This is a genomic window from Gordonia caeni (assembly GCF_039537105.1).
GTDB lineage: Bacteria > Actinomycetota > Actinomycetes > Mycobacteriales > Mycobacteriaceae > Gordonia > Gordonia caeni.
On record NZ_BAAAZW010000013.1, the window covers coordinates 26,077 to 46,491 of the forward strand.

Genomic DNA, 20,415 nt, shown 5'->3' on the forward strand with positions numbered 1-20,415 from the left:
CGGTCCGTTCTGTCAACGGTTGGATGCACACGGAAAAGCCGTATCCACAACCCTTCTAGAAACGCCTGAATCAGGCCCGGTCGTACGTTTACAGTCACTCGCATGACTCGGGGGATCTTGGAAGCGGTGAGCGATGCCGACTTGCTGCGTGCGGGGGCACGGGGCGACGGCGAAGCCTTCGGCGAGCTGTTCGACAGGCATCAGAAGTATCTCTGGGCGGTGGCTCTGCGGACCACCGGCGACCTCGATGACGCAGCCGACGCCCTGCAGGAGGCGTACGTGAGCATCATCCGTACGGCCGCACGGTTCCGGGCCGACGCGTCGGTGCTGTGCTGGATGCACCGGATCGTGGTGAACTCCGGTTTCGACCGGATCCGGCGGCGCCGGCACCACGACACGAGTCCGCTCCCCGAGCGCGACGACACTCTCCCCGACCGGTCCGAGGCCGACTTCACCGACAACATCGACCTCCGGCTGTCGATCGGCCGCGCCCTGGACGTGCTGCCGGCCGGTCAGCGGGATGCGATCATCGCCGTCGACTTCGAGGGCCGCTCCGTGGACGAGACCGCCGAGCTGCTCGGCATCGCGCCGGGCACCGTGAAGAGCCGCTGCGCACGCGGGCGGCTGAAGCTGGCCCTGGTCCTGGGCCACCTGCGTGACGACGATTGAGGCCCGGGCGCGACTACTCCGGGAAGCCCGCCAGCACTGCCTCGGTGCCCGACAGGCCCAGCCGCGTGGCGCCCGCACCGATCAGCTCGGCCGCGAACTGCGCGTCCCGGATACCGCCGCTGGCCTTGACTCCGGCCTTGCCGCCGACCGCCTCGGACATCACCCGCACCGCTTCCACGCTCGCCCCGCCGGCCGGATGGAATCCGGTCGAGGTCTTCACGAAGTCGGCACCGCCCGCGACCGCCTGACGGCACACCTCGGCCAGCCCCTCGGCGCCGATCGTCTCCAGCAGCACCGCCGACTCGACGATCACCTTCAGCACCGCGTCGGCGGCGCCCTCCCGGACGGTGATGACGTCGGCGAAGATCTCCTCGTACCGGCCGTCGACGGCGGCGCCCACGTCGATCACCATGTCGACCTCGTCGGCCCCGGAGTCCACCGCCAGTCGCGCCTCTGCCGCCTTGACCAGCGAATGGTGCTTGCCGGACGGGAACCCGACCACCACGCACGTCTTCTGGTCGCCGGTGTCGATCGGCAGGAACGACGGCGACAGGCACACCGCGTACGTGCCGAGCCTGCTCGCCTGCGCGACCGCCGCTTCGGCGTCGGCCCGGGTGGCCTCCGGCTTGAGCAGTGTGTGGTCGACGATGGCCGCGACCTCGGCCCGGCGCAGGTTGGTTTCAGTCACGACAACGAGCTTGGCACACTGGACCGCGTGAACGTTGCCGACACCTCCCGCATGCCCGACGACGGGCGCAGTTTCGTCTTGACCCTGGGCTGCCCGGACCGCACCGGCATCGTCGCCGCGATCTCGGGGTTCATCTCCGACATCGGCGGCTGGATCACCGAGGCCGCCTACCACTCCGACCAGACGTCGGGCTGGTTCTTCACCCGGCAGGCGGTGGCCGCCGCCTCGGTCGAGATGCCCGTCGACGAGATCCGCGCCCGCTTCGCCGCCGTCGCCGCCGAGCTCGGCCCGGAGACCGAGTGGCGGCTCACCGACACCGGCGAACCCAAGTCGGTGGTGCTGCTGGTGAGCAAGGACAGTCACTGCCTCACCGATCTGCTGTCGCGGGCCGAGCGAGGCGAGCTGCCCGCGCGGATTCGCGCGGTGGTGGGCAACCACCGGGACCTGGAATCGCTGACCACCCGGTTCGGCGTCCCGTTCCACCACGTACCGTTCCCGGCCGGCGATCCCGAGGGCAAGGTCGCCGCGTTCGCGCAGGTGCGCGAGATCGTCGACGCCCACTCCCCCGACGCGATCGTCCTGGCCCGGTTCATGCAGATCCTGCCGGCCGAGCTGTGCGAGGCGTGGGCCGGTCGTGCCATCAACATCCACCACAGCTTCCTGCCGAGCTTCGTCGGCGCCCGCCCGTACCATCAGGCCTTCGACCGGGGCGTGAAGCTGATCGGGGCGACGTGCCACTACGTCACCGCCGACCTGGATGCCGGCCCGATCATCGAGCAGGACGTGGGCCGGATCAATCACGAGCAGCGGCCGGCCGACATGGTGCGGCAGGGCCGCGACATCGAGACGCTGGTCCTGTCCCGCGGGGTGCGCTGGCACCTGGAGGACCGGGTACTGGTGCACGGCCGCAAGACCGTCGTCTTCGCCTGAGCCGCCCGGCTCAGGCGCCGCACTGACCGCCGGTGCCGCTGACCTGCGAGGCCGCCTGCAGGTTCACGTCCTGCCCGGCGAAGGCGAAGTCGATCCCCTGATCGGACACTTCCAGTGAGTCCACTGAGATCTCCGAGAACATCGGGCCGAGCATCGCCTCGGCCACCTGGTCCACCAGTTGCTGGGCGAAGTCGTTGGGCAGGCCGATCCCGAAGGCCTTGGCCTCGTCCACACGGAACACCACCCGGCCGTCCTCGACGGCCGGGGTGACGACGACGGTCGCCGGCACCGACAGGAAGGCCACGCGATAGCTGGACTCGACGGTGAGGGTGCCGTCGGCACCGTTGCCGGTGATCGACTCGATCTGGGCGCCGTCGTTCCCCTCCTGGCCGGCGAGTTCTCTGACGCGGTCGTACGGGACGTACGCGGTACCCCGCAGGCTCTGTGCGGAGCGGCCGTCACGGCTCACCTCGTCGGCGCGCGCATGCAGCCGCATGGCCGAGCTCGACGCGGAGTCGTTGGTGTCCACCTGCACCCAGGCCACCTCACCGGTGATCCATGCGCCCAGCATCGGACCACGCGGCACCGAGACGCTGGTCGAGGTGCCGGTCAGATCACCGAACGCCGTTTCCAGACAGCTGGTCACGCGATTACGCAGATACAGCTCGGTGCCCACGCCCGCGATCACCACCAGCAGCACCACCGCGGCGGAGATCAGTGCGACCGTCCGCCACGTGCCGCGGCGGCGGGGGCTGGTGCGCACCACCGGAGTCTGCTCCGACGGCGGCGGGCTCTCGCCGGGCATCGGGTCCACGGAGGCGAAGCCGTCGTCGGCGGGCAGCTGCCGGGTCACCGGCACGGTGAGCGGCCCGTCGACACTCGGCGCGGGCACCTGCGGCAGGGAATCCGTGGTCGGCTCGTCGTCGGACGCAGCGGCCTCGTCGGACGCCGCCTCGGGGGACGGCGCCTCAGGGAGGGGAGTCCCGGGCGCGGAAGAGTCGGGAGCAGGCGTCTCGCCGGGCACCTCGGGCAGTGCGCCGTCCGCGGGCGTCGCCGGCTCCGGGGCCGATTCCGCGTCCGCGCCCGGAGTGGGATCGGCGGCCGAGTCGGACGCAGGGTCGGGTGCGGGGTCGGGGGTGCCGCCGTTGTCCGGGTTCTCCTCGTCGCTCATGCGCCTCTACTCGTTCGGGCCGGATCGGGGGATGTCGCGCTGGTTGGCCAGCACGGCGGACGCTTCACGCGCCTTCCCGACCACCGACAGGTCGATGTCGTGAACTCCCAGCTGCTGCCCGGAGCCGTGGTCGGCGACCACGCTACCGAAGGGATCTGAGATTCGGCTGTACCCGATACCCGTGGGAGCCTTAGATTCTCGCACCCGGGGATCGTCCGGTTCCGCCTGTCCCACCGCCGCCACGAAGGTGGCGCTGTCGAGTGCGCGGGCCGACGCGAGAAGTTGCCACTGCTCCCGCTTGCCCGGGCCCGCACCCCACGACGCGGGTACCACGATCAACTCGGCGCCCCGGCCCGCCAACTCGGTGAACAAGGCCGGAAACCGGATGTCATAGCAGGTGGCGACGCCGACGCGATGCCCGGCGATCTCCACCACCACCGGCTCGTCGCCGGGTGCCACGGTCGCCGACTCGGCGAAGCCGAAGGCGTCGTACAGGTGGATCTTGTGGTAGCCGCGCATCGGTGCGCCGGGCACCGCGATCACCAGCGTGTTGCGCACCCGGCCGTCGCCGGACGGGGTGAACATTCCCGCGATCACCGCGGTTCCAGTCTCCTCGGCGATTTCGGCGACCCGGCGCGCCCACGGCCCGTCGAGGGGCTCGGCGACGTCGCCCAGCGGCACCCCGAACCGGCACATCATCGCCTCCGGAAAGACGACGAGCTCGGCCCCAGCAGCAGCGGCCTCCCGGGTCAGTTCGCCGACCAGCCGCAGGTTCTCGGCCGGGTCGGTCCCGGAACTGCATTGCGCCAGCGCGATCCGCATCGTCGTACCTCCACTCGTCCGGAACTCCGCCGACCCTATCGCCGGCCTCGGAACTACCTCCAGTAGACCGTGGTGCCCTCGGGGCCGCCAGTGGTCCGGAGGAGCTTGGCGAAGCAGTGGTCGCGGTCGAAGCCCTCCTTGCGGCACCAGGCGTTCGCTTGTTCGGGGCTCGCGAAGTCGCCCGTCACCACCGTCACCCACCAGCCGTCGTAGCTGAAGACCGGCCAGTCCGTGCTCCACAGCAGGCGGGTCTGGCCGTATCGCGACCGCAGATGCTGGTGTTCGGCCAGGATGTCGGCCTCGGTCCAGGTGCGCCCCTCGGCCACCAGCCCTTCGTGCTTGGAGCTGAGCTGGACGGCCCAGCGCCCGTTCGACCCGCCCATCACTTCGGTGCGGTCCTGCTGTGCCTGCTCGCGGAGCTGGTCTCCCAGCGCGGCCGGCGTGGTGGTCGTCGTCGTGGTGGTGGTGACGTCGGTCTGCGTCGCCGGCGGCGAATCGGCCTGATCGGCACCGTCGCCGCCCTTCACCCACTGCCAGGCAACTACCCCGCCGGCGGCCAGCAGGGCGATGATGACCACGCTGAGCACGATCTGCACCGTCCTCGACGAGGACGACGGAGGCGGCGGTGGCGGGTACTGGCCACCCGGGTACTGGCCACCCGGGTATTGGGGGTCGTAATACTGGCCGCCCGGATACTGCGCACCGGGATACTGGGCACTGGGGTACTGGCCGCTCGGGTATTGGGCTCCCGGGTAGGGAGACGTGTGCTGCGGCTGCCCCGGGCCGGGCCGGGCCGGCTCGGCGCTGTAAGCCAGGGACGGCGGCTGCCCGTCCTCGTCGCGGTCCTTTCCGGACCCACCAGGCGTCGTCATGTGCGCCATCGTAGCTGCGCAGGTCGCACTGTCGGCCGTTCGGAGGACCGGCGTCGCCCGTGGTCAGACCAGGTGCTTGCCGACCCAGAACTGGGAGTATTCAGCCTCGGCCCGGAACAGATCGACCAGGTTGATCAGCATCAGCTGCTCGAGTTTCGCGTTCACGAACGGGATGTAGACCTTCACCTCGGTGGTCTTGCGGAGCGTGCAACCGGTCTCGGTCGGGAACAGGACCTGCTCGCCCGTCAGGCTGCCCGGGCCGGCCGGAATCGACGCGGTGTAAGTCCCCGGCGTCTCTTCCGGGTGGTAGGAGCCGAGCGTCTCCACCCGGGTGATCATCATGTCCTTCATCATCACCGTCTGCGCCACGGGCGGCAGCATGTCCCGGGTGATGGCCTGCTTGAGGACCACTCGCATGCCGTCGGGGCCCGAGGAGAACTCGTCGAGTTCGGAGATCGGGGTCAACATGCGGAAGCCGTCGGCAAGATCCTGCCAGTACTGCCGTTCCATCTGCGCCTCGTGGAGCTTCTCCGCGGAGAAGTCGAAGCGCGCTGAATAGCTGAGCCGTCGTGCCATGGGGATTGAGAGTAACGAGCGAGCGCCGGAGACGAAAATCCCCGCTCCGCCGGCGCGGGCGGTCAGCCGCGCTGTGCGATCTCGATCGTCGCGTCCCGCTCGGCGTCCAGAAGGTGCTTCACCTGGTCGATCACGGCCCGTTCGATCTTGCTGCCGACGAACGGGATGCCGACCTCGCAGTTGCCGTGATACTCCGCCCGGGCCGGATCGCCGCCGATGGTGATGTCGCCGTGGATCTTTGCCGGGGCACCGGAGACCGAGGCCTCCATCTGGCCGATGATCTGGTCGCCGGCGTTGACGAAGTCGATGGTGCGCGGGATCTCCACGTCGCCGGGGCGCACCGCGGTGACCACCGACGGCAGCTCCTCCGCGCCGACGCCCTGCTTGGTGGCGACCGTCACCTTGTTGCCGTCGTGGCTGAACGACACCAGACTGCCGTGCTCGGCGTTGGTCGCCTCGATCAGGTCGCGCCAGTACTGCTCACTGCTGAACAGCGGCCACAGTGCCGCCACGCCGAACGGGTAGCTGACCGAATACTCGAAGTTGCTCGCCATGGTGCTCAGGCTACCGTTAGCCGGGTGAGCATTCCGCATCCGATCGGCCCCCGTCTGGCCGAGTTCACCACCCTGCGCCTGGGCGGTCCGGCACGCGCCGTACGCCGCTGCCCGGACACCGCGGCGCTGATCGACGCGGTGGTCGACAGCGACCGTGCCGGCGAGCCGATCCTGCTGATCGGCGGTGGCTCCAACCTGGTGATCAGCGACGACGGCTTCGACGGCACCGCGGTGCTGATCGAGGGCGCCGGGATCGAATTCGGCACGGACCTGCGCGACGGCGAGACCGCACCGTATGTCGAGGCCGAAGCCGGCACCGACTGGGATGCCCTGGTCGCCGCCACCGTCGAACAAGGCTACGGCGGCCTGGAATGCCTGTCCGGAATCCCCGGCGCCGCGGGCACCACGCCGGTGCAGAACGTCGGGGCCTACGGCGTGGAAGTGGCCGACATGCTGCGCAGCGTCCGGCTCCTGGACCGGGCGAACGGTGAGGTGACCGAGGTGGCCCCGGAATGGCTCCGACTGGCCTACCGAACCAGCCGACTCAAGGGCCGCGACGACCATGTGGTCCTGAGCGTCTCCTTCTGGCTCAAGCCCGACGGCCGTTCGGCGCCCATCCGCTACCGGGAACTGGCCCGCGAGCTCGGCGTCGCCGAAGGCGAAAGCACCGACGCCGCCGCCGCGCGCGAACGGGTGCTCGCCCTCCGGCGCGGCAAGGGCATGGTGCTCGACGCCGGCGACCACGACACCTGGAGCGCCGGCAGCTTCTTCACCAACCCGATCGTCGGCGAGACCGACCTGCCGGGCGTGCTGGACCGGATCGCCGCGCGGGTGGGCGCCGAGACGACGGTCCCGCAGTTCCCCGCCGACGGCGGCGTGAAGCTGTCCGCGGGCTGGCTGATCGAACGGGCCGGGTTCACCCGCGGCTACCCGGGCGAAGAAGCGCCGGCCCGGTTGTCCACCAAACACACTCTCGCACTGACCAATCGGGGCGCGGCGACCACCGCCGAACTCCTCGCCCTGGCGACGACGGTGCGCGACGGGGTCCGCGAGGCCTTCGGGGTCACGCTGCACCCCGAGCCGGTCTTCGTCGGCTGCGAACTGGGCTGAGGTCGCCCGCGTCGGTGGTGGGACTCAGGAGGTGAGCGCGGCCAGGACGTCGTCGATCAGCTGATTGAACTCCGGGGCCCGCTCGATCGGCACCATGTGCCCGGCACCCGGATAGGTGCTGTACTCGAGCAGCACGCCGTTGCGGTCGAGCGCCTCGGCCATGAAGTCGGCGTGCACCGGCGGCGTCAGCAGGTCGTCGCTGCCCACCACCACGGCGGTCGGGACCGACAGCGCCTCGAGGCCGGCCACCACGTTCAGCCGGTAGAGCGCCGACCCCCAGGCCGCCCGGGACTTCGGGGACCCGCGCGAGATCATCTCGTCGCTGAAGTCGACGTGCGCGGCCCGCGCTCCGGGGCCGAGCGCCATGTAATGCGTGAGCCTGCTGGTCAGCTTGTTACTCGGCAAGGGCATCGGTGTCGAGACGAAGGACCGCGCCACCAGCGGCCGCACCACGCGGGTGTACGCCGGGAGGTTCGCCGGGGTCAGCAGCTGCTGCTGAACCACCTCCCGCGGGGTGGTCGACACCAGGATCGCCGCCGCCGCGCGCTCGGTGACCGCGGACGGGAACTGCGCCGCCCACGACAAGATCGCCATCCCACCCATGCTGTGGCCGACCAGGACCGCACGCTTGCCCTCGGGCAGTACCGACGCCAGGACGGCTTCGAGGTCCTGGCCCAGCATCTCGACGGTCACCTTGGCCTTGCCCATCTCGGACAGGCCGTGGCCGCGGTGGTCGTAGGCGATGAACGGGCGGTCGCCGGCGAGATGATTCATCTGCGCATTCCAGAACCGGGTGCTGCACGTCCAGCCGTGGACCAGCACCACCACCTCGTCGCCGGGGTACTCGTCCAGATCCAGCGAGGTCTCCACGTGCAGCAGAGTGCCGTCGGCGGTGGCCACCACGGACGACCGAGTGTCACTCGGGTCGGTCAGCAGGGGGTCGGGACCGTCGTCGACCGGGTCCGGGAACTGGCGCGCCGCCAGCACGATGCCGCCGAGTGTGGTCGCGACACCGCCCGCCACCAGGGCGGCCGCGCCGGCCCCGATCCACGCCGCGCGGCGCCGTCGTTCAGGCCAGCCCATCGGATGTCCCCTCTTCGGATTCCTCTACGGCGAGGCCCCCGAGGGCCTCGCCACCGTCGTAATACTTGTTCGCCTCGCCGATGGCCTTGGAGATCTCCGCGTCCAGGGCCTTCCCGAAGGCGGTCTCGACGATGTCGTGCGCCATCGGGCGCACCGTCTGGATCAGCTCGGCCAGTTCGGAGACCGACTTCTCGCTGAGGTTCGGCAGATTCTCGTCGAAGTACTTGTCGGTGATGATCGCGACGAAGCTGGCCGCGACGTCGGCCAGATCCGATTCCACGCGCAGCCACCGGTCGAGCAGCGTATCGATGTCGATCCCACCCTTGACCAGCACCTCGGCGCCTTCGAGCAGTTCGGGGTTGCGGACGGCGAAGTTGGTGCCGTCTTTGACCAGGAGCCCGAGCTTCTGACTCACTCCGATGCTCCAGTCGCTGGCCCCGAGAGTCTTGCGCAGCTCGGTGATGGTGATGGTCGCCGCGCGCTTCCAGCTCCGCAGCCGGCCGGGTCGCGGTTTGTCGCGCAGCACGTGTTCCACCTTCATGCCGTGGCTGGCGGCGATCAGCAGTTCACTGATGGTGGCGAAGGTGTAGCCGCGTTCGAGCAGCCTCGAGATCAGATTCAGGCGCACCAGGTGTTCTTCGGAGTACCAGCCGGTGCGGCCGCGGACCTCGGGCGGAGGCAGCAGTCCGCGGTCCTGGTAGACGCGGATGTTGCGGACGCTGATTCCCGAGGCCTCCGCGAGTTCGGCGATGCGGTATTCGGTCACCGACCGATCCCGCCGTTCACGCGGCCTTCCGGAACCAGGACCGGCCCTGAATGTCGTCGACGCGCGGGCGCACCTCGGCCAGGTAGACGCAGATGCCGATCACCGCCGCCAGGAACAGCAGTCCGGTGAACGAAGTGAGCACCTGTCCCGAGGCGATCACCGGCAGCGACAGCAGCCGGAGCACCCCCAGCAACCCGGCGACCACGGTCGAGACCGCCAGGATCGCCACCCAGAACCCCTTGCTCTTGGTGTCGACCGCCGGAAAGGCGTCGGGCCGGGTGGCGATGGCATGCACCAGCGCCGCCGCACCGCCGATCAGCGTCACACCGGTGACGACGAGCATCAGGTAGAAGATGAACAGGTTCACGACCCAGCCAACAGTCACGAGAACCACTCTAACCGCGTGCCGCTCCGGCTCATCGACCGCCGCTCTCAGTCCGCGGTCGGAGTCTGCCCGGGGGCCGACGTGGTCTCGGGGAGCAGCTGAGCCGCACTCGCCTCGGCGGCCGTCATCGCGGCGGCACCGGTCTCGCCGGCGCTCGCCTCGGCGGCGTCGATCGCGAGCTGGGCGGCGTTCTCGTTGCGGAAGGAATCGTAGATCTCCAGGAGCATCTGCTTCTGGCGCTCGCTGATCGAGGTGTCGACCAGGAGCGCGTCGCGCACCGGACTGGCCGGGCGCTCCTCCAGGATGCCGGCGCGGACGTACAGCACCTCGGCCGAGACGCGCAGTCCCTTGGCGATCTGGGCGAGCACGTCCGCGGACGGCTTGCGCAGGCCGCGCTCGATCTGCGACAGGTACGGATTGCTGACTCCGGCACGTTCGGCGAGCTGGCGCAGCGAGACCTTGGCCGCCATGCGCTGGGTGCGGATGAAGCCCCCGATGTCCTGAGCCGCGGTGGCCATCACATCGACCGGACCCGAGTGCTCGCCGTCGCCGGCGCCCTCTTCCGAAGGTGTCACGACCTGCCCGTTTTCGTTGCTACTCACCGCTGCCATCCTCTCACCACCGAGTATCCCGAACCGGCGCTAACAAATGCAAGCGCGGCCGGGGAATGAGATCAATGGAACAGCAGCACCGAGACGGTGTAGATCGCGAGACCGGCGAGAGAACCGACGACGGTGCCGTTGATGCGAATGAATTGCAGGTCGCGTCCCACCTGCAGCTCCAGCTTGCGGCTGGTCTCCGCCGCATCCCAGCCGCGGACGGTGTCGGTGATGACGGAGATGATCTCGGTGGAGTAGTTCTCGGCCACGTGCCGGGCGGCCCGCGCCACCCAGGTGTTCATCTTGTCCTGCAGCGGCTGGTCGTCACGGATCCGGACGGCAAGCCGGATCGCCCCCTCCGACAGTGAGGTGCGCAGGGTGGACTGCGGGTCTTCGAGCATCTGCTCGATCACCGCCTTGCCCGCCTGCCAGGCCGTCGATGCCGCACCGGTCACCTCGTCGCGGCCGAGGAGCTCCTTCTTGATCTCCTCGAACTTGGCGATCATCGCCTCGTCGTTCTGCAGATCGTCGGAGAACGTGCGGACGAACTCGTTCATCGCCAGCCGCAACTCGTGCTGCGGATCGTCGCGCACCTTGTAGGTGAACTCGGTGAGCTCGCGGTAGATCTTGTCGCCGACCAGATTGTTGACGAACCGCGGCGTCCATGCCGGCCCGTCCCGGTCGACCACGCGATCGATGAGGTCCTGGCTGCCCAGCGCCCAGTCGTGCGCGCGGTCGCAGAGGAGCTGGATCACCGGCTCCAGCCGATCCTCGTCGACCAACTGCTCGAGGATCCGCCCGGCCGGCGGCGCCCACATCGGCTCGGCCGCCCATTTGAGGCATGCCTGGATGAACTTCTCGATGTCCTCGTCGCCGAGCATCTCGGCCAGCAGTGCGATGGCCCGCGAGGCCTCGGCGTTCACCCGGTCGGCGTGGGCCGGATCGGCCAGCCAGTTCGAGACGCGGCCGGGCAGGTCCACCGAGATCGCCCGCTCCTCGATCACTTCGGGGGTCATGAAGTTCTCTTCGATGAATCCGCCGAGCTGCTCGCCGATCTCGTCCTTCTTCCGAGGAATCAGCGCGGTGTGCGGAATCGGAATTCCCAGAGGATGTTTGAACAGCGCGGTGACCGCGAACCAGTCTGCCAGCGCACCGACCATGCCGGCCTCGGCGGCGGCGCGCACGTAGCCGACCCAGGCGGCCACGTCCTGCCCGTCGCGGTGTTCGAGCCACCGCGTGAACAGGTAGATCATCGCGGCCACCAGCAGCAGCGAGACCGCCAGCAACTTCATCTTGCGGAGGTTGCGGACCCGCTCGGTATCCGGCTCGGTCAGCCCGGACGGCGCCGTCGGCGCGGACGTGGTCGGTGAGAAGCTGGTCGACATCAAACCAGTGTCACCCATGAGCGATTAGGGTTGCTAGATGATGGCTACTGCACCGGGTCCCGCCAGCGCTGCACGCGCTGCGGTCAATGCTGCCGCCACGCTGACCCGTGAACTGGAACAGCGTCTGTTGGGGCCCGCCGTGGAGGCGGTGGCCTCCGACGGCCGCAAGCAGCGCTGGGCTCGGCACAAGGAGGCCCGCCGGTCCGAGTTGATCAACGGCACCATCGACGCGGTGCGCACCCTCGGGCCGGAGGCGGGCATGGACGAGATCGCCGGACACATCGGCATCTCCAAGACCGTGCTGTACCGCTACTTCACCGACAAGAACGATCTGGCGTCCGCGGTCAGTGAGGCCTACATCCAGAACACCGTGCTGCCCCGGTTGACCGAGGCCCTGACCGAAGACCTCGGCGACTACGAACTGGTGCACACGGTGATCGGCGTCTACGTCCGCTCCGTCGCCGAGGATCCGAACCTGTACCACTACTGCGTGGCCACCGAGAACTCCGGACCGGGCACGATCGCCGCGGCGCAGCGCGTCTTCTCCGACGCCATCGAATCCACCGTGCGCAGCCGCCTGATCGACCGGAACGCCGAGACCGGCGGGGCCACCACCTGGGCCCTGATGATGGTCGGCGGTGTGGAGCTGGCCGTCTGTCGCTGGCTGGACGATCAGCGGATCGACGCCGCCCGGTTGGTCGACGAACTGGCCATGCTCGTCTGGGGCGGCGTCGCGGGCGTGATGCAGGCCCGCGGCTCCACCGCCGGGTTCGCGGCGAACCCGCCGCCGGTGCCCCAGATCCTGCGGCAGGATCGGTCATGACCGCACCAGTGGCCCTGGTCACCGGCACCAGCCGGGGCGTCGGCAAGGGCGTCGCGACGGCGCTGCGCGACGCCGGCTGGCAGGTCTTCGGCACCTCCCGACACGGCAGCGGCCCGGACGGAATCACCAGTCTCGCTTGCGATCACACCGACGATGCGGCCGTGGCCGCCGTCTTCGATCGCCTCTCCTCCACCGTCGGGCGGCTGGACCTGCTGGTGAACAATGTCTGGGCGGCCCCGCGCGGCTTCGCCGGATTCACCGAGAAGTTCTACGAGCGCCCGATCGACGACTGGGACACCCTCATCACCGTGGGGCTGCGAGCCCACTACGTCGCTTCGGTGCACGCCGCCCGCATGATGACCGCGCGCGGCTCGGGTCTGATCACGTCGATCTCGTCGTTCGGCACCCGCGGGCACCTGCACTCGGTCCTGTACGGGATGAGCAAGGCCGGCCTGGACAAGATGACCTACGACATGGCCCATGAACTGCGCGACACCGGGGTCAGCGCAGTCTCGCTCTGGCCCGGGCTGGTGCGCACCGAACTGCTGCTGTCGGCCGGGATCGCCGAGTTCGCGGGCTTCCCGATCGCCGAGGCGGAGGACCCCACGTTCATCGGCCGGGTGATCGACCGGCTGGCACGCGACCCGGAACTGGCGGCCCGCAGCGGCCACACGCTGGTGACCGCCGAGCTCGGGGCCGAATACGGACTGGCCAACGACGACGGCACCGCGCCGGCTTCGCATCGCGGACCGTTCGGCGGCGGCCCGCTGTTCCCGCCTGCCTGACTCCGGCCTGCCCGACCGCACAGCACCGACCGCACAGCAGAGGGGAAGCCATGGGCAAGACGAAGGACGCGTGGAGCATCGATCCGGAGAAGTCCCTCCGCGCCTCGACGGTGGGGCCGATCGCCGACTTCGACCCGGCGTCCAAGCCCGGCTTCGACGGCGACCGCAAGACCGGCGAGAAGTTGCTCGCCGAGTACGGCCGCGACCTGTCCGATCTCCAGGAGCGACTGTTCGCCGAAGGCCGCTCCGGCGGCAGCCGCAGCGTGCTGCTGGTCCTCCAGGGCATGGACACTGCAGGCAAGGGCGGGATCGTCCGGCATGTCGGCGGAATGATGGACCCGCAGGGCCTGACCGTCCGCGGCTTCGGAAAGCCCACCCGCGAAGAACTCGCGCACGATTTCCTCTGGCGCATCCGCACGGCCCTCCCACCGGCCGGGAAGATCGGCATCTTCGACCGCTCCCACTACGAGGACGTGCTCCCGGTGCGCGTGCACGGCCTGGTGCCGGAGGCGAAGTGGCGCGGACGCTACGCCCTGATCAACGAGTTCGAACGAGAACTCGTCGCCGCCGGTACCACCGTGATCAAGTGTGCGCTCGTGGTCTCCAAAGCCGAACAGACCAAGCGCCTGACCAAGCGTCTGGACCGCCCGGACAAGTACTGGAAGTACGATCCGAGCGACATCGAAGAGCGCGCTCACTGGGACGCCTACCTGGCGGCCTACCAGGACATCTTCGATCTGACCGACACCGCCGTCGCCCCCTGGTACGTGATCCCGGCCGACAGCAAGTGGTTCTCGCGGCTCGCGATCGCCCGACTGCTGCGCGACACCCTGGACGGACTCGATCTGCAGTGGCCGCCCGCCGATTTCAACGTGGCCGAGCAGCAGCGCCTCGTCGCCGCGCTCGAGGACTGACCCGCACAACGACTGACCCGCACAACGACACCGGCCCCACACCCTTGCGGGTGCGGGGCCGGTTCTGCCGTGCGTGTCTCGCCCGTTCAGGCGAGCCGAATCACTTGGCGGTCTTCGGAGCAGCCTTGGCAGCGGTCTTGCGGGCCGGAGCCTTGCGGGCCGGAGCCTTCTTGGCCTTGGCGGGAGCCTCGGCGGCGGCGATGCGCTTGGCCGGCGAGCTCTTGGCGGTGCGGGCCTTGGCCTCGACGGTGCCGGCGGCGCCGTCGATCTTCTGAGCGGCGGTCTTGGCGTCGGCCTTGACCTTGTTGCCGGCCTCTTCGAGGTCCACGGCGGCATCCTCGACGCGGTCGGCGGCGATACCGGCCAGCGACGCGGCGCGCTCACCGACGGTGCGGGTCTGGTGCGAGACGGCGCCCAGCGCCTCCTCGGTCAGGTCGACGGCGTCGTTGTACACCTTGCCCACACGATCCAGGTTCTCCTGGACGACGGGCTGGGTGCGCAGACGCTCCACGGCGCCCTGGCCGCGCTCGGCGAGGTCGTTGTAGAAGTCGGTCGCGGTCTCGACGTACGGCTTGGTGACCTTGCGCAGCTCGTCCTTGTTGAGCTTGGTCTTGATCTCGTCGACGGTCAGCTTGGCCTTCAGCTCGTCGACGTCCACCTCGGAGGGCAGGTCGGCGAGACGGGTGCGGGTCTCGGCCAGACGGGTCTGCGCGTTCTCGGCGCGGTCCCGCAGACGGTCGAGGACGTCCTTGGCCTCCTGGACCACGACGTCACCGGCGCCGACGACGGCGTAGACGGGAGTGGGGAGGGTGCGTTCGGCGGTGCTCATATCGGCTCCTTTGTTCGATCCGCGCTCTCCTGTGGGGGGTCCCACAAGTCCGGATCCGGATTGATTGACACTTTGATTATGCAGCGAAGTGCTAACAAAAGCTAGCAACGTGCTAGCACTTGTGGTCCATTTCACCCGGTCGACGCCGAGGATATGTGCGGTTATGCTTGCCGACTCTCTGAGTTCACGCTCCTGCGTCAACTATCAGACTCGGTCGATGCCGACTACTCGGCTCGCCTCGACGAAGAGCGGCGCCTGGGCGGGAACAGGGGGACATTCCGGGCTGTTTCGTTTTGAGGTCCCGTTCTTGACGGCGCGGCACCCGTGATTATGGGGTTTGACCTGGGATAATGGGTGGATGGCGAAGGATTATCGGCCGGTTGATCGCGATCAGGTGTTCTTGTTGCCGCCCTCTGCGGCAGCCGGAGTGCGGCTGTTCTGCCGGATGATCTCGACTGCGCTCGATCGGCGAACTGGAGCCGACTCGAACGGCGAACTGGAGCCGACTCGAGCAACGAATTGAAGCGGACTCGATCAGCGCGGGGAGAACCCGGTCAGGAGGCGGTCTTCACGCCGTTGGCGCCGTACCGGTAGAAACCGCGGCCGGCCTTCTTGCCGAGGCGCCCGGCCTCCACCATGCGCAGCAGCAGCGGGGGCGGCGAGTAGAGGGGCTCTTTGAACTCCTCGTACATCTTGTCGGCGATGGCCTTGACCGTGTCCAGGCCCACCAGGTCGGTCAGCTTGAGGGGGCCCATCGGGTGCGCACAGCCCAGCACCATCGCCTTGTCGATGTCCTCGACGGTGGCGAAACCGCTCTCGACCATCCGGATTCCGGACAGGAGGTACGGCACCAGCAGCGCGTTGACCACGTACCCGGAGCGGTCGGCCGACCGCACCACCTGCTTGCCCAGCACGTCGTGCGCGAAGGCCTCGGCCCGATCGGAGACCTCGGGGGCGGTCATCAAGGTGGTGACCAGTTCCATCAGCGGCAGCACCGGTACCGGATGGAAGAAGTGCATGCCGATCACCCGGCCGGCGTTCTGCGTCGCCATGCCCAGCTTCATGATCGGAATGGAAGCGGTGTTCGATGCCAGAACGGCGCCGGGATCGGTGACGACCTGATCGAGTTCGGCGAAGATCGCGGTCTTGATCTCCTCGTCCTCGACGACGGCCTCGACCACCAGTTCCCGGTCGGCGAAGTCGCTCAGGTCTTCGGTGAAGCGGAGCCGCCAGGTGGCCTGCTCGCGTTCACGCTGGGTGAGCTTGCCGGAGGAGACCCCGCGATCGAGCGATCCCAGGATGCGGGCACGACCGGCCGCCGACAGTTCGCGGGTGGGCTCGTAGACCAGCACCTCCGTGCCGGCCCGGGCGCACACCTCGGCGATTCCGGCGCCCATCTGTCCGGCACCGATCACGCCGACACGCGAGATCTTTTCGGTCGTCATTCTTGGCTCCTGCGATTGCGTGGACCCGGGTGCCGGCGGCGGCGCGGCGGTCACCGAACGGGTCCGGTTACCACTGATCCCGGGGCAGGCGCGGATCTCTCTGCCTGCCCCGGGATCGTCATGGTGTCTGCCTCTCAGCGAGAGGAGCTGGTTCCTAGTGGAACTGGCCCTCTTCCGTCGAGCCCTTCAGGGCTGCGGTGGAGGTGTTCGGGTCCACCGTGGTGGCGACCTGGTCGAAGTAGCCGGCACCGACCTCACGCTGGTGCTTGATGGCGGTGAAGCCGCGCTCCTCGGCAGCCTTGAACTCGCGCTCCTGCAGGTCGACGAAGGCGGTCATGCCGTTGCGGGCGTAGCCGTAAGCCAGGTCGAACATGCCGTAGTTGAGCGAGTGGAAGCCGGCCAGGGTGATGAACTGGAACTTGAAGCCCATCGCACCCAGCTCGCGCTGGAACTTCGCGATGGTGTCGTCGTCCAGGTGAGCCTTCCAGTTGAAGGACGGGCTGCAGTTGTAGGCGAGCAGCTGGTCCGGGAAGTCAGCCTTGACCGACTCGGCGAAGTGCTTGGCGACCTCGAGGTCCGGAACACCGGTCTCCATCCAGATCAGGTCGGAGTAGGGCGCGTAAGCCTTCGCACGAGCGATGCAGGGCTCGACACCGTTCTTGATGCCGTAGAAGCCCTCGGCGGTGCGGGTGCCGTCCAGGAACGGGCGGTCGCGCTCATCGACGTCCGAGGTCAGCAGGGTCGCAGCCTCGGCGTCGGTGCGGGCGATCACCACGGTCGGGGTGTCGGCGACGTCGGCGGCCAGGCGAGCCGAGGTCAGGGTGCGGATGTGCTGCTGGGTCGGGATCAGCACCTTGCCACCGAGGTGGCCGCACTTCTTCTCCGACGCGAGCTGGTCCTCCCAGTGCGAGCCGGCGACGCCTGCGGCGATCATGGCCTTCTGGAGCTCGTAGACGTTCAGCGCGCCACCGAAGCCGGCCTCACCGTCGGCGACGATCGGGACCAGCCAGTTGTCGACGGAATCGTCGCCCTCGACGCGGGCGATCTCGTCGGCGCGCAGCAGGGCGTTGTTGATGCGGCGGACGACCTGCGGGACCGAGTTGGCCGGGTACAGCGACTGGTCCGGGTAGGTGTGACCCGAGAGGTTCGCGTCACCGGCGACCTGCCAACCGGAGAGGTAGATGGCCTTCAGGCCGGCGCGCACCTGCTGCACGGCCATGTTGCCGGTGAGGGCGCCCAGCGCGTTGATGTAGCTGTCGTCCTTCTTGCTGACGGCGTCCCAAAGGATCTCAGCGCCGCGACGAGCGAGGGTCTGCTCCTCGACGACGGTGCCCTGGAGCGCGGCGACCTGCTCGGCGGTGTAATCACGGGTGATACCGGCCCAGCGCGGGTTGGTGTCCCAATCCTTCTGGATCTCCGCGGCGGTACGGGGCTGTCCGACGTTGCTCATAAGCCTTCGCTTTCTACTCCACTGCCTGTGCGGCAGTGCTTGTTGATTCCGGGGTCTTCCGACTTGCGAATCAGAGGACACCTCGAGGCGTTGCCTGGATTCAGAGTGCCACAACGCAAATGCCCTGGTCCAGACGATGCCGACTGCAAACCCCGGCCAGCTTTTTGTCAGCTTTTGCAAATCTTGCAAAGATTGAGGGGTGCCTCGGATTCGCAAGCTCGCTAAAAAGTACGCGCGTACTGGGAAAACCTCGAACTCGCGAGTAACTTGCGGTTCCGCCCCGCCAGGCCCTCGGTGCGCCCGCACGGTTCGGCCACCGCGGAGATCGTGGGCGATCTCACAGGGCCGCCGGTCAGCCGGCGGCGCGCTGGACGGCCTCGTCGACCAGCCCGAGGTACTCGTCCTCGGGCATCGGCGGGCTGATCTGCTCCGGCGCGGCGGCCTGCACGCTCGGATCGGAGGATCCGACGTTCAGCTGCACCGTGACGATCTCGCCGCCGGGCCGGCGCACCAGCACATTGGACAGCAGCGCACTGCGCACCCGGACCCCTCCGCCGGCCAGCGTGGTGACGCTGTCGGACCGGACCACCAGAGCCTGCTCCACGGCGTCTCCGCCGGGCGCGGGCAGCTCCGAGGTGGTGGTGACGATGCGGGCCCCGGCCAGCGACCCGGTGCTCGGCGCGGCGGTCACCACCCGACACATCCCGGTGGTGGCGCGACGGTCGGCATCGACGTCCCGCCGGGCGGTGCTCACCACTTCCGAGAGCGTCGCCTCCTCGGACTGCGCCACCAGCAGGACCGTGTTCGTGTCGGTCAACTGCGGGGTGAAGGCGGCGTCGGCGGTCGGCGCGCACTGCGCCGGGGTGAACTCCACCGAGGATGCCTGCTCCAGGGTCTCGCGGTTGCCGGCCACCAGGTCGTCCACCTGGGCCGGGACCACGGTGTAGCCGCCGGGAATGCTCGCCGCGGGGATCACCAGTCCGGTCAGCGGGCGCTCGGCCTCGTCGGTGCCGCAGGCGCTCAGCAGCGTCGCCGCCCCGGCGGCCAGGGCCAGAACAGACAGGATCGGTCGTCGCGGCGCGATGATGGACACGCGGTCACCGTACCGGCCGCCGGCAGAGGGGACTCCCGATGAGCAAGACCTACGTGGGATCACGACTGAGGCAACTGCGCGGCGAACGCGGCCTGTCGCAGCAGGCGATGGCACGCACGCTGGGCATTTCGGCGTCGTACCTGAACCAGATGGAGCACGACTCCCGGCCGCTCACCGCCTCCGTGCTGGGCCGGATCAGCGAGGTCTTCGGCATCGACATCGGCTTCTTCGATCCGCAGGACGACGTCCGGCTGATCGCCGAGCTGCGCGAGGCGTTGCTCGACGACGACCTCGAGTCCGACCCGTCGGCGTCCGAGGCCGCCGAGATCAGCTCGATGGTCAGCGGGCACCGCACCATCGCCGAGGCGATGGTGAACCTGCACCGGCAGTACCGCCTGGTCTCCGAGCAATTGGCGGCGGTGACCTCCGGGCGCAACGATTCCGGGCTGCGCGGTTCCATCAGCGCCCCCCACGAGGAGGTGCGTCACTACTTCTACAACCGCCGCAACTACATCCACGAGCTCGACGTGGCCGCCGAGGAGCTGACCTCCCGGATGCGCATGCACTCGGTCGACATCCGCACGGGGCTGACCGACCGCCTGGCCGAGGTGCACGGCATCCGGATCAACCGGCGCGTCGACCTGGGCGACAACGTCCTGCACCGCTTCGACCGGGACGCGCGACAGCTCGACTTCGCCGCCTCCCTCTCACTCGGTCAGCGCACCTTCCGGATCGCCGCCGAACTGGGCTACCTGGAGTTCGGCGACCTGATCGACGAACTGGTGAACGAGGGGACCTTCACCACCGAGGACGCGGTGGCCCTGGCACGACAGGGCCTGGCCAACTACTTCGCGGGGGCTGCGGTGCTGCCCTACGCGCAGTTCCACGGCGCCGCCGAGGACTTCCGGTACGACATCGAGCGGCTGTCGGCCTTCTACTCGGTCTCCTACGAGACCATCTGCCACCGGTTGTCCACCTTGCAACGACCGAACCTGCGCGGCGTCCCGTGGACCTTCGTCCGGATCGACCGGGCCGGCAACATGTCCAAGCGCCAGTCGGCGACCAGCTTCCACTTCTCGGCCAGCGGCGGCACCTGCCCGCTGTGGAACGTCTACGAGAGCTTCGGCTCCCCCGGCAAGATCCTCACCCAGATCACCGAGATGCCCGACGGCCGCGAGTACTTCTGGATCTCCCGGACCGTGGAGCGCCGCGCCGCCCGCTACGGCCAGTCGCCGAAGACCTTCGCCATCGGCATGGGCTGCGAGCTGCGCCAGGCCGGACGGGTGATCTACTCCGACGGTCTGGAACTGGGCCCGCAGGCCCGGGTGACCCCGATCGGCGCCGGCTGCCGTGTCTGCGACCGGCCCAACTGCGCCCAGCGCGCCTTCCCACCGCTGGGCACCACGCTCACCATCGACGAGCATCGCAGCACCGTCTCGCCGTACATGAGCTCGGACGCCTGATCG

22 protein-coding genes are annotated in these 20,415 nt (G+C 68.9%); 7 read left to right on the forward strand and 15 right to left on the reverse strand.

Annotation, left to right across the window (positions count from 1 at the left end):
* The first annotated feature begins 102 nt into the window (after positions 1–102).
* On the forward strand, positions 103–669 hold the full coding sequence (gene sigM / locus ABD732_RS17155; RefSeq protein ID WP_344785736.1) for an RNA polymerase sigma factor SigM: 567 nt from the start codon (positions 103–105) through the stop codon (positions 667–669).
* Between the two features lie 13 nt (positions 670–682).
* On the opposite strand, the gene deoC is transcribed toward sigM, so the two are convergent.
* Entirely contained in the window at positions 683–1,357 is a 675-nt protein-coding gene (gene deoC / locus ABD732_RS17160; RefSeq protein WP_344785738.1) for a deoxyribose-phosphate aldolase, read from the reverse strand.
* Between the two features lie 51 nt (positions 1,358–1,408).
* On the opposite strand from deoC, the gene purU reads away from it, so the two are divergent.
* A complete protein-coding gene (purU, locus tag ABD732_RS17165; RefSeq protein ID WP_344785855.1) occupies positions 1,409–2,287 on the forward strand; it encodes a formyltetrahydrofolate deformylase in 879 nt (292 codons plus the stop codon).
* Between the two features lie 10 nt (positions 2,288–2,297).
* Here purU and ABD732_RS17170 read toward each other — a convergent pair whose 3' ends face one another.
* The 5 genes from ABD732_RS17170 to ABD732_RS17190 form a co-directional block, all read right to left on the reverse strand.
* Positions 2,298–3,458 (reverse strand): LmeA family phospholipid-binding protein, encoded by a 1,161-nt coding sequence (locus ABD732_RS17170; RefSeq protein ID WP_344785740.1) that lies wholly within the window; start codon positions 3,456–3,458, stop codon positions 2,298–2,300.
* Between the two features lie 6 nt (positions 3,459–3,464).
* Positions 3,465–4,280 carry a carbon-nitrogen hydrolase family protein gene (locus tag ABD732_RS17175; RefSeq protein ID WP_344785742.1) on the reverse strand — a complete coding sequence of 272 codons (816 nt, stop codon included), beginning with the start codon at positions 4,278–4,280 and terminating at the stop codon, positions 3,465–3,467.
* 53 nt (positions 4,281–4,333) lie between these two features.
* Entirely contained in the window at positions 4,334–5,152 is an 819-nt protein-coding gene (locus ABD732_RS17180; protein WP_344785744.1) for a hypothetical protein, read from the reverse strand.
* A gap of 63 nt (positions 5,153–5,215) precedes the next feature.
* Positions 5,216–5,728, reverse strand: a complete 513-nt coding sequence (locus ABD732_RS17185) for a DUF2505 domain-containing protein (protein WP_344785746.1) — start codon at positions 5,726–5,728, stop codon at positions 5,216–5,218.
* A gap of 62 nt (positions 5,729–5,790) precedes the next feature.
* On the reverse strand, positions 5,791–6,282 hold the full coding sequence (locus ABD732_RS17190; RefSeq protein WP_344785748.1) for a DUF2505 domain-containing protein: 492 nt from the start codon (positions 6,280–6,282) through the stop codon (positions 5,791–5,793).
* 24 nt (positions 6,283–6,306) lie between these two features.
* Here ABD732_RS17190 and ABD732_RS17195 point away from each other — a divergent pair, with 24 nt between their 5' ends.
* The gene (locus ABD732_RS17195) at positions 6,307–7,392 is read left to right on the forward strand and encodes a UDP-N-acetylmuramate dehydrogenase (protein WP_344785750.1); all 1,086 of its coding nucleotides are present in this window, start codon (positions 6,307–6,309) and stop codon (positions 7,390–7,392) included.
* A gap of 24 nt (positions 7,393–7,416) precedes the next feature.
* On the opposite strand, the gene ABD732_RS17200 is transcribed toward ABD732_RS17195, so the two are convergent.
* The 5 genes from ABD732_RS17200 to ABD732_RS17220 all read right to left on the reverse strand — a co-directional run bounded on the left by ABD732_RS17200 (position 7,417) and on the right by ABD732_RS17220 (position 11,628).
* Positions 7,417–8,475 (reverse strand): alpha/beta fold hydrolase, encoded by a 1,059-nt coding sequence (locus ABD732_RS17200; protein WP_344785752.1) that lies wholly within the window; start codon positions 8,473–8,475, stop codon positions 7,417–7,419.
* Positions 8,462–9,241 (reverse strand): MerR family transcriptional regulator, encoded by a 780-nt coding sequence (locus ABD732_RS17205; protein WP_344785754.1) that lies wholly within the window; start codon positions 9,239–9,241, stop codon positions 8,462–8,464. The genes ABD732_RS17200 and ABD732_RS17205 overlap by 14 nt, the downstream gene beginning before the upstream one ends.
* A gap of 16 nt (positions 9,242–9,257) precedes the next feature.
* Complete coding sequence (locus ABD732_RS17210) at positions 9,258–9,626, reverse strand: DUF2516 family protein (RefSeq protein ID WP_344785757.1); 369 nt, start codon at positions 9,624–9,626, stop codon at positions 9,258–9,260.
* 47 nt (positions 9,627–9,673) lie between these two features.
* Positions 9,674–10,144: a helix-turn-helix domain-containing protein gene (locus ABD732_RS17215; RefSeq protein ID WP_344785857.1), complete on the reverse strand. Its 471-nt coding sequence runs from the start codon at positions 10,142–10,144 to the stop codon at positions 9,674–9,676.
* Positions 10,145–10,299: 155 nt separating this feature from the next.
* Complete coding sequence (locus tag ABD732_RS17220) at positions 10,300–11,628, reverse strand: DUF445 domain-containing protein (protein WP_425553084.1); 1,329 nt, start codon at positions 11,626–11,628, stop codon at positions 10,300–10,302.
* A gap of 22 nt (positions 11,629–11,650) precedes the next feature.
* Between ABD732_RS17220 and ABD732_RS17225 the strand changes: the two genes are divergently transcribed.
* Genes ABD732_RS17225 through ABD732_RS17235 form a run of 3 tightly spaced genes read left to right on the forward strand, consistent with a single transcriptional unit; the run spans position 11,651 to position 14,132 of the window.
* Positions 11,651–12,433, forward strand: coding sequence for a TetR/AcrR family transcriptional regulator (locus ABD732_RS17225; RefSeq protein WP_344785761.1), 783 nt, complete (start codon positions 11,651–11,653; stop codon positions 12,431–12,433).
* Positions 12,430–13,218 (forward strand): SDR family NAD(P)-dependent oxidoreductase, encoded by a 789-nt coding sequence (locus tag ABD732_RS17230; RefSeq protein WP_344785763.1) that lies wholly within the window; start codon positions 12,430–12,432, stop codon positions 13,216–13,218. Before ABD732_RS17225 ends, ABD732_RS17230 begins: the two co-directional genes overlap by 4 nt.
* 50 nt (positions 13,219–13,268) lie before the next feature.
* Positions 13,269–14,132, forward strand: a complete 864-nt coding sequence (locus ABD732_RS17235) for a polyphosphate kinase 2 family protein (RefSeq protein WP_344785765.1) — start codon at positions 13,269–13,271, stop codon at positions 14,130–14,132.
* Between the two features lie 100 nt (positions 14,133–14,232).
* Here ABD732_RS17235 and ABD732_RS17240 read toward each other — a convergent pair whose 3' ends face one another.
* From ABD732_RS17240 to ABD732_RS17255, 4 genes are all read right to left on the reverse strand, one after another.
* Positions 14,233–14,961, reverse strand: a complete 729-nt coding sequence (locus tag ABD732_RS17240) for a heparin-binding hemagglutinin (RefSeq protein WP_344785767.1) — start codon at positions 14,959–14,961, stop codon at positions 14,233–14,235.
* A 554-nt stretch (positions 14,962–15,515) separates the two neighbouring features.
* Positions 15,516–16,406, reverse strand: a complete 891-nt coding sequence (locus tag ABD732_RS17245; protein WP_344785769.1) for a 3-hydroxybutyryl-CoA dehydrogenase — start codon at positions 16,404–16,406, stop codon at positions 15,516–15,518.
* A 154-nt stretch (positions 16,407–16,560) separates the two neighbouring features.
* Positions 16,561–17,856, reverse strand: coding sequence for an isocitrate lyase (aceA, locus tag ABD732_RS17250; protein ID WP_344785771.1), 1,296 nt, complete (start codon positions 17,854–17,856; stop codon positions 16,561–16,563).
* 352 nt (positions 17,857–18,208) lie between these two features.
* The gene (locus ABD732_RS17255) at positions 18,209–18,949 is read right to left on the reverse strand and encodes a hypothetical protein (RefSeq protein ID WP_344785773.1); all 741 of its coding nucleotides are present in this window, start codon (positions 18,947–18,949) and stop codon (positions 18,209–18,211) included.
* Between the two features lie 38 nt (positions 18,950–18,987).
* Between ABD732_RS17255 and ramB the strand changes: the two genes are divergently transcribed.
* Positions 18,988–20,412, forward strand: coding sequence for an acetate metabolism transcriptional regulator RamB (ramB, locus tag ABD732_RS17260; protein WP_344785775.1), 1,425 nt, complete (start codon positions 18,988–18,990; stop codon positions 20,410–20,412).
* The last annotated feature ends 3 nt before the right edge of the window (positions 20,413–20,415 follow it).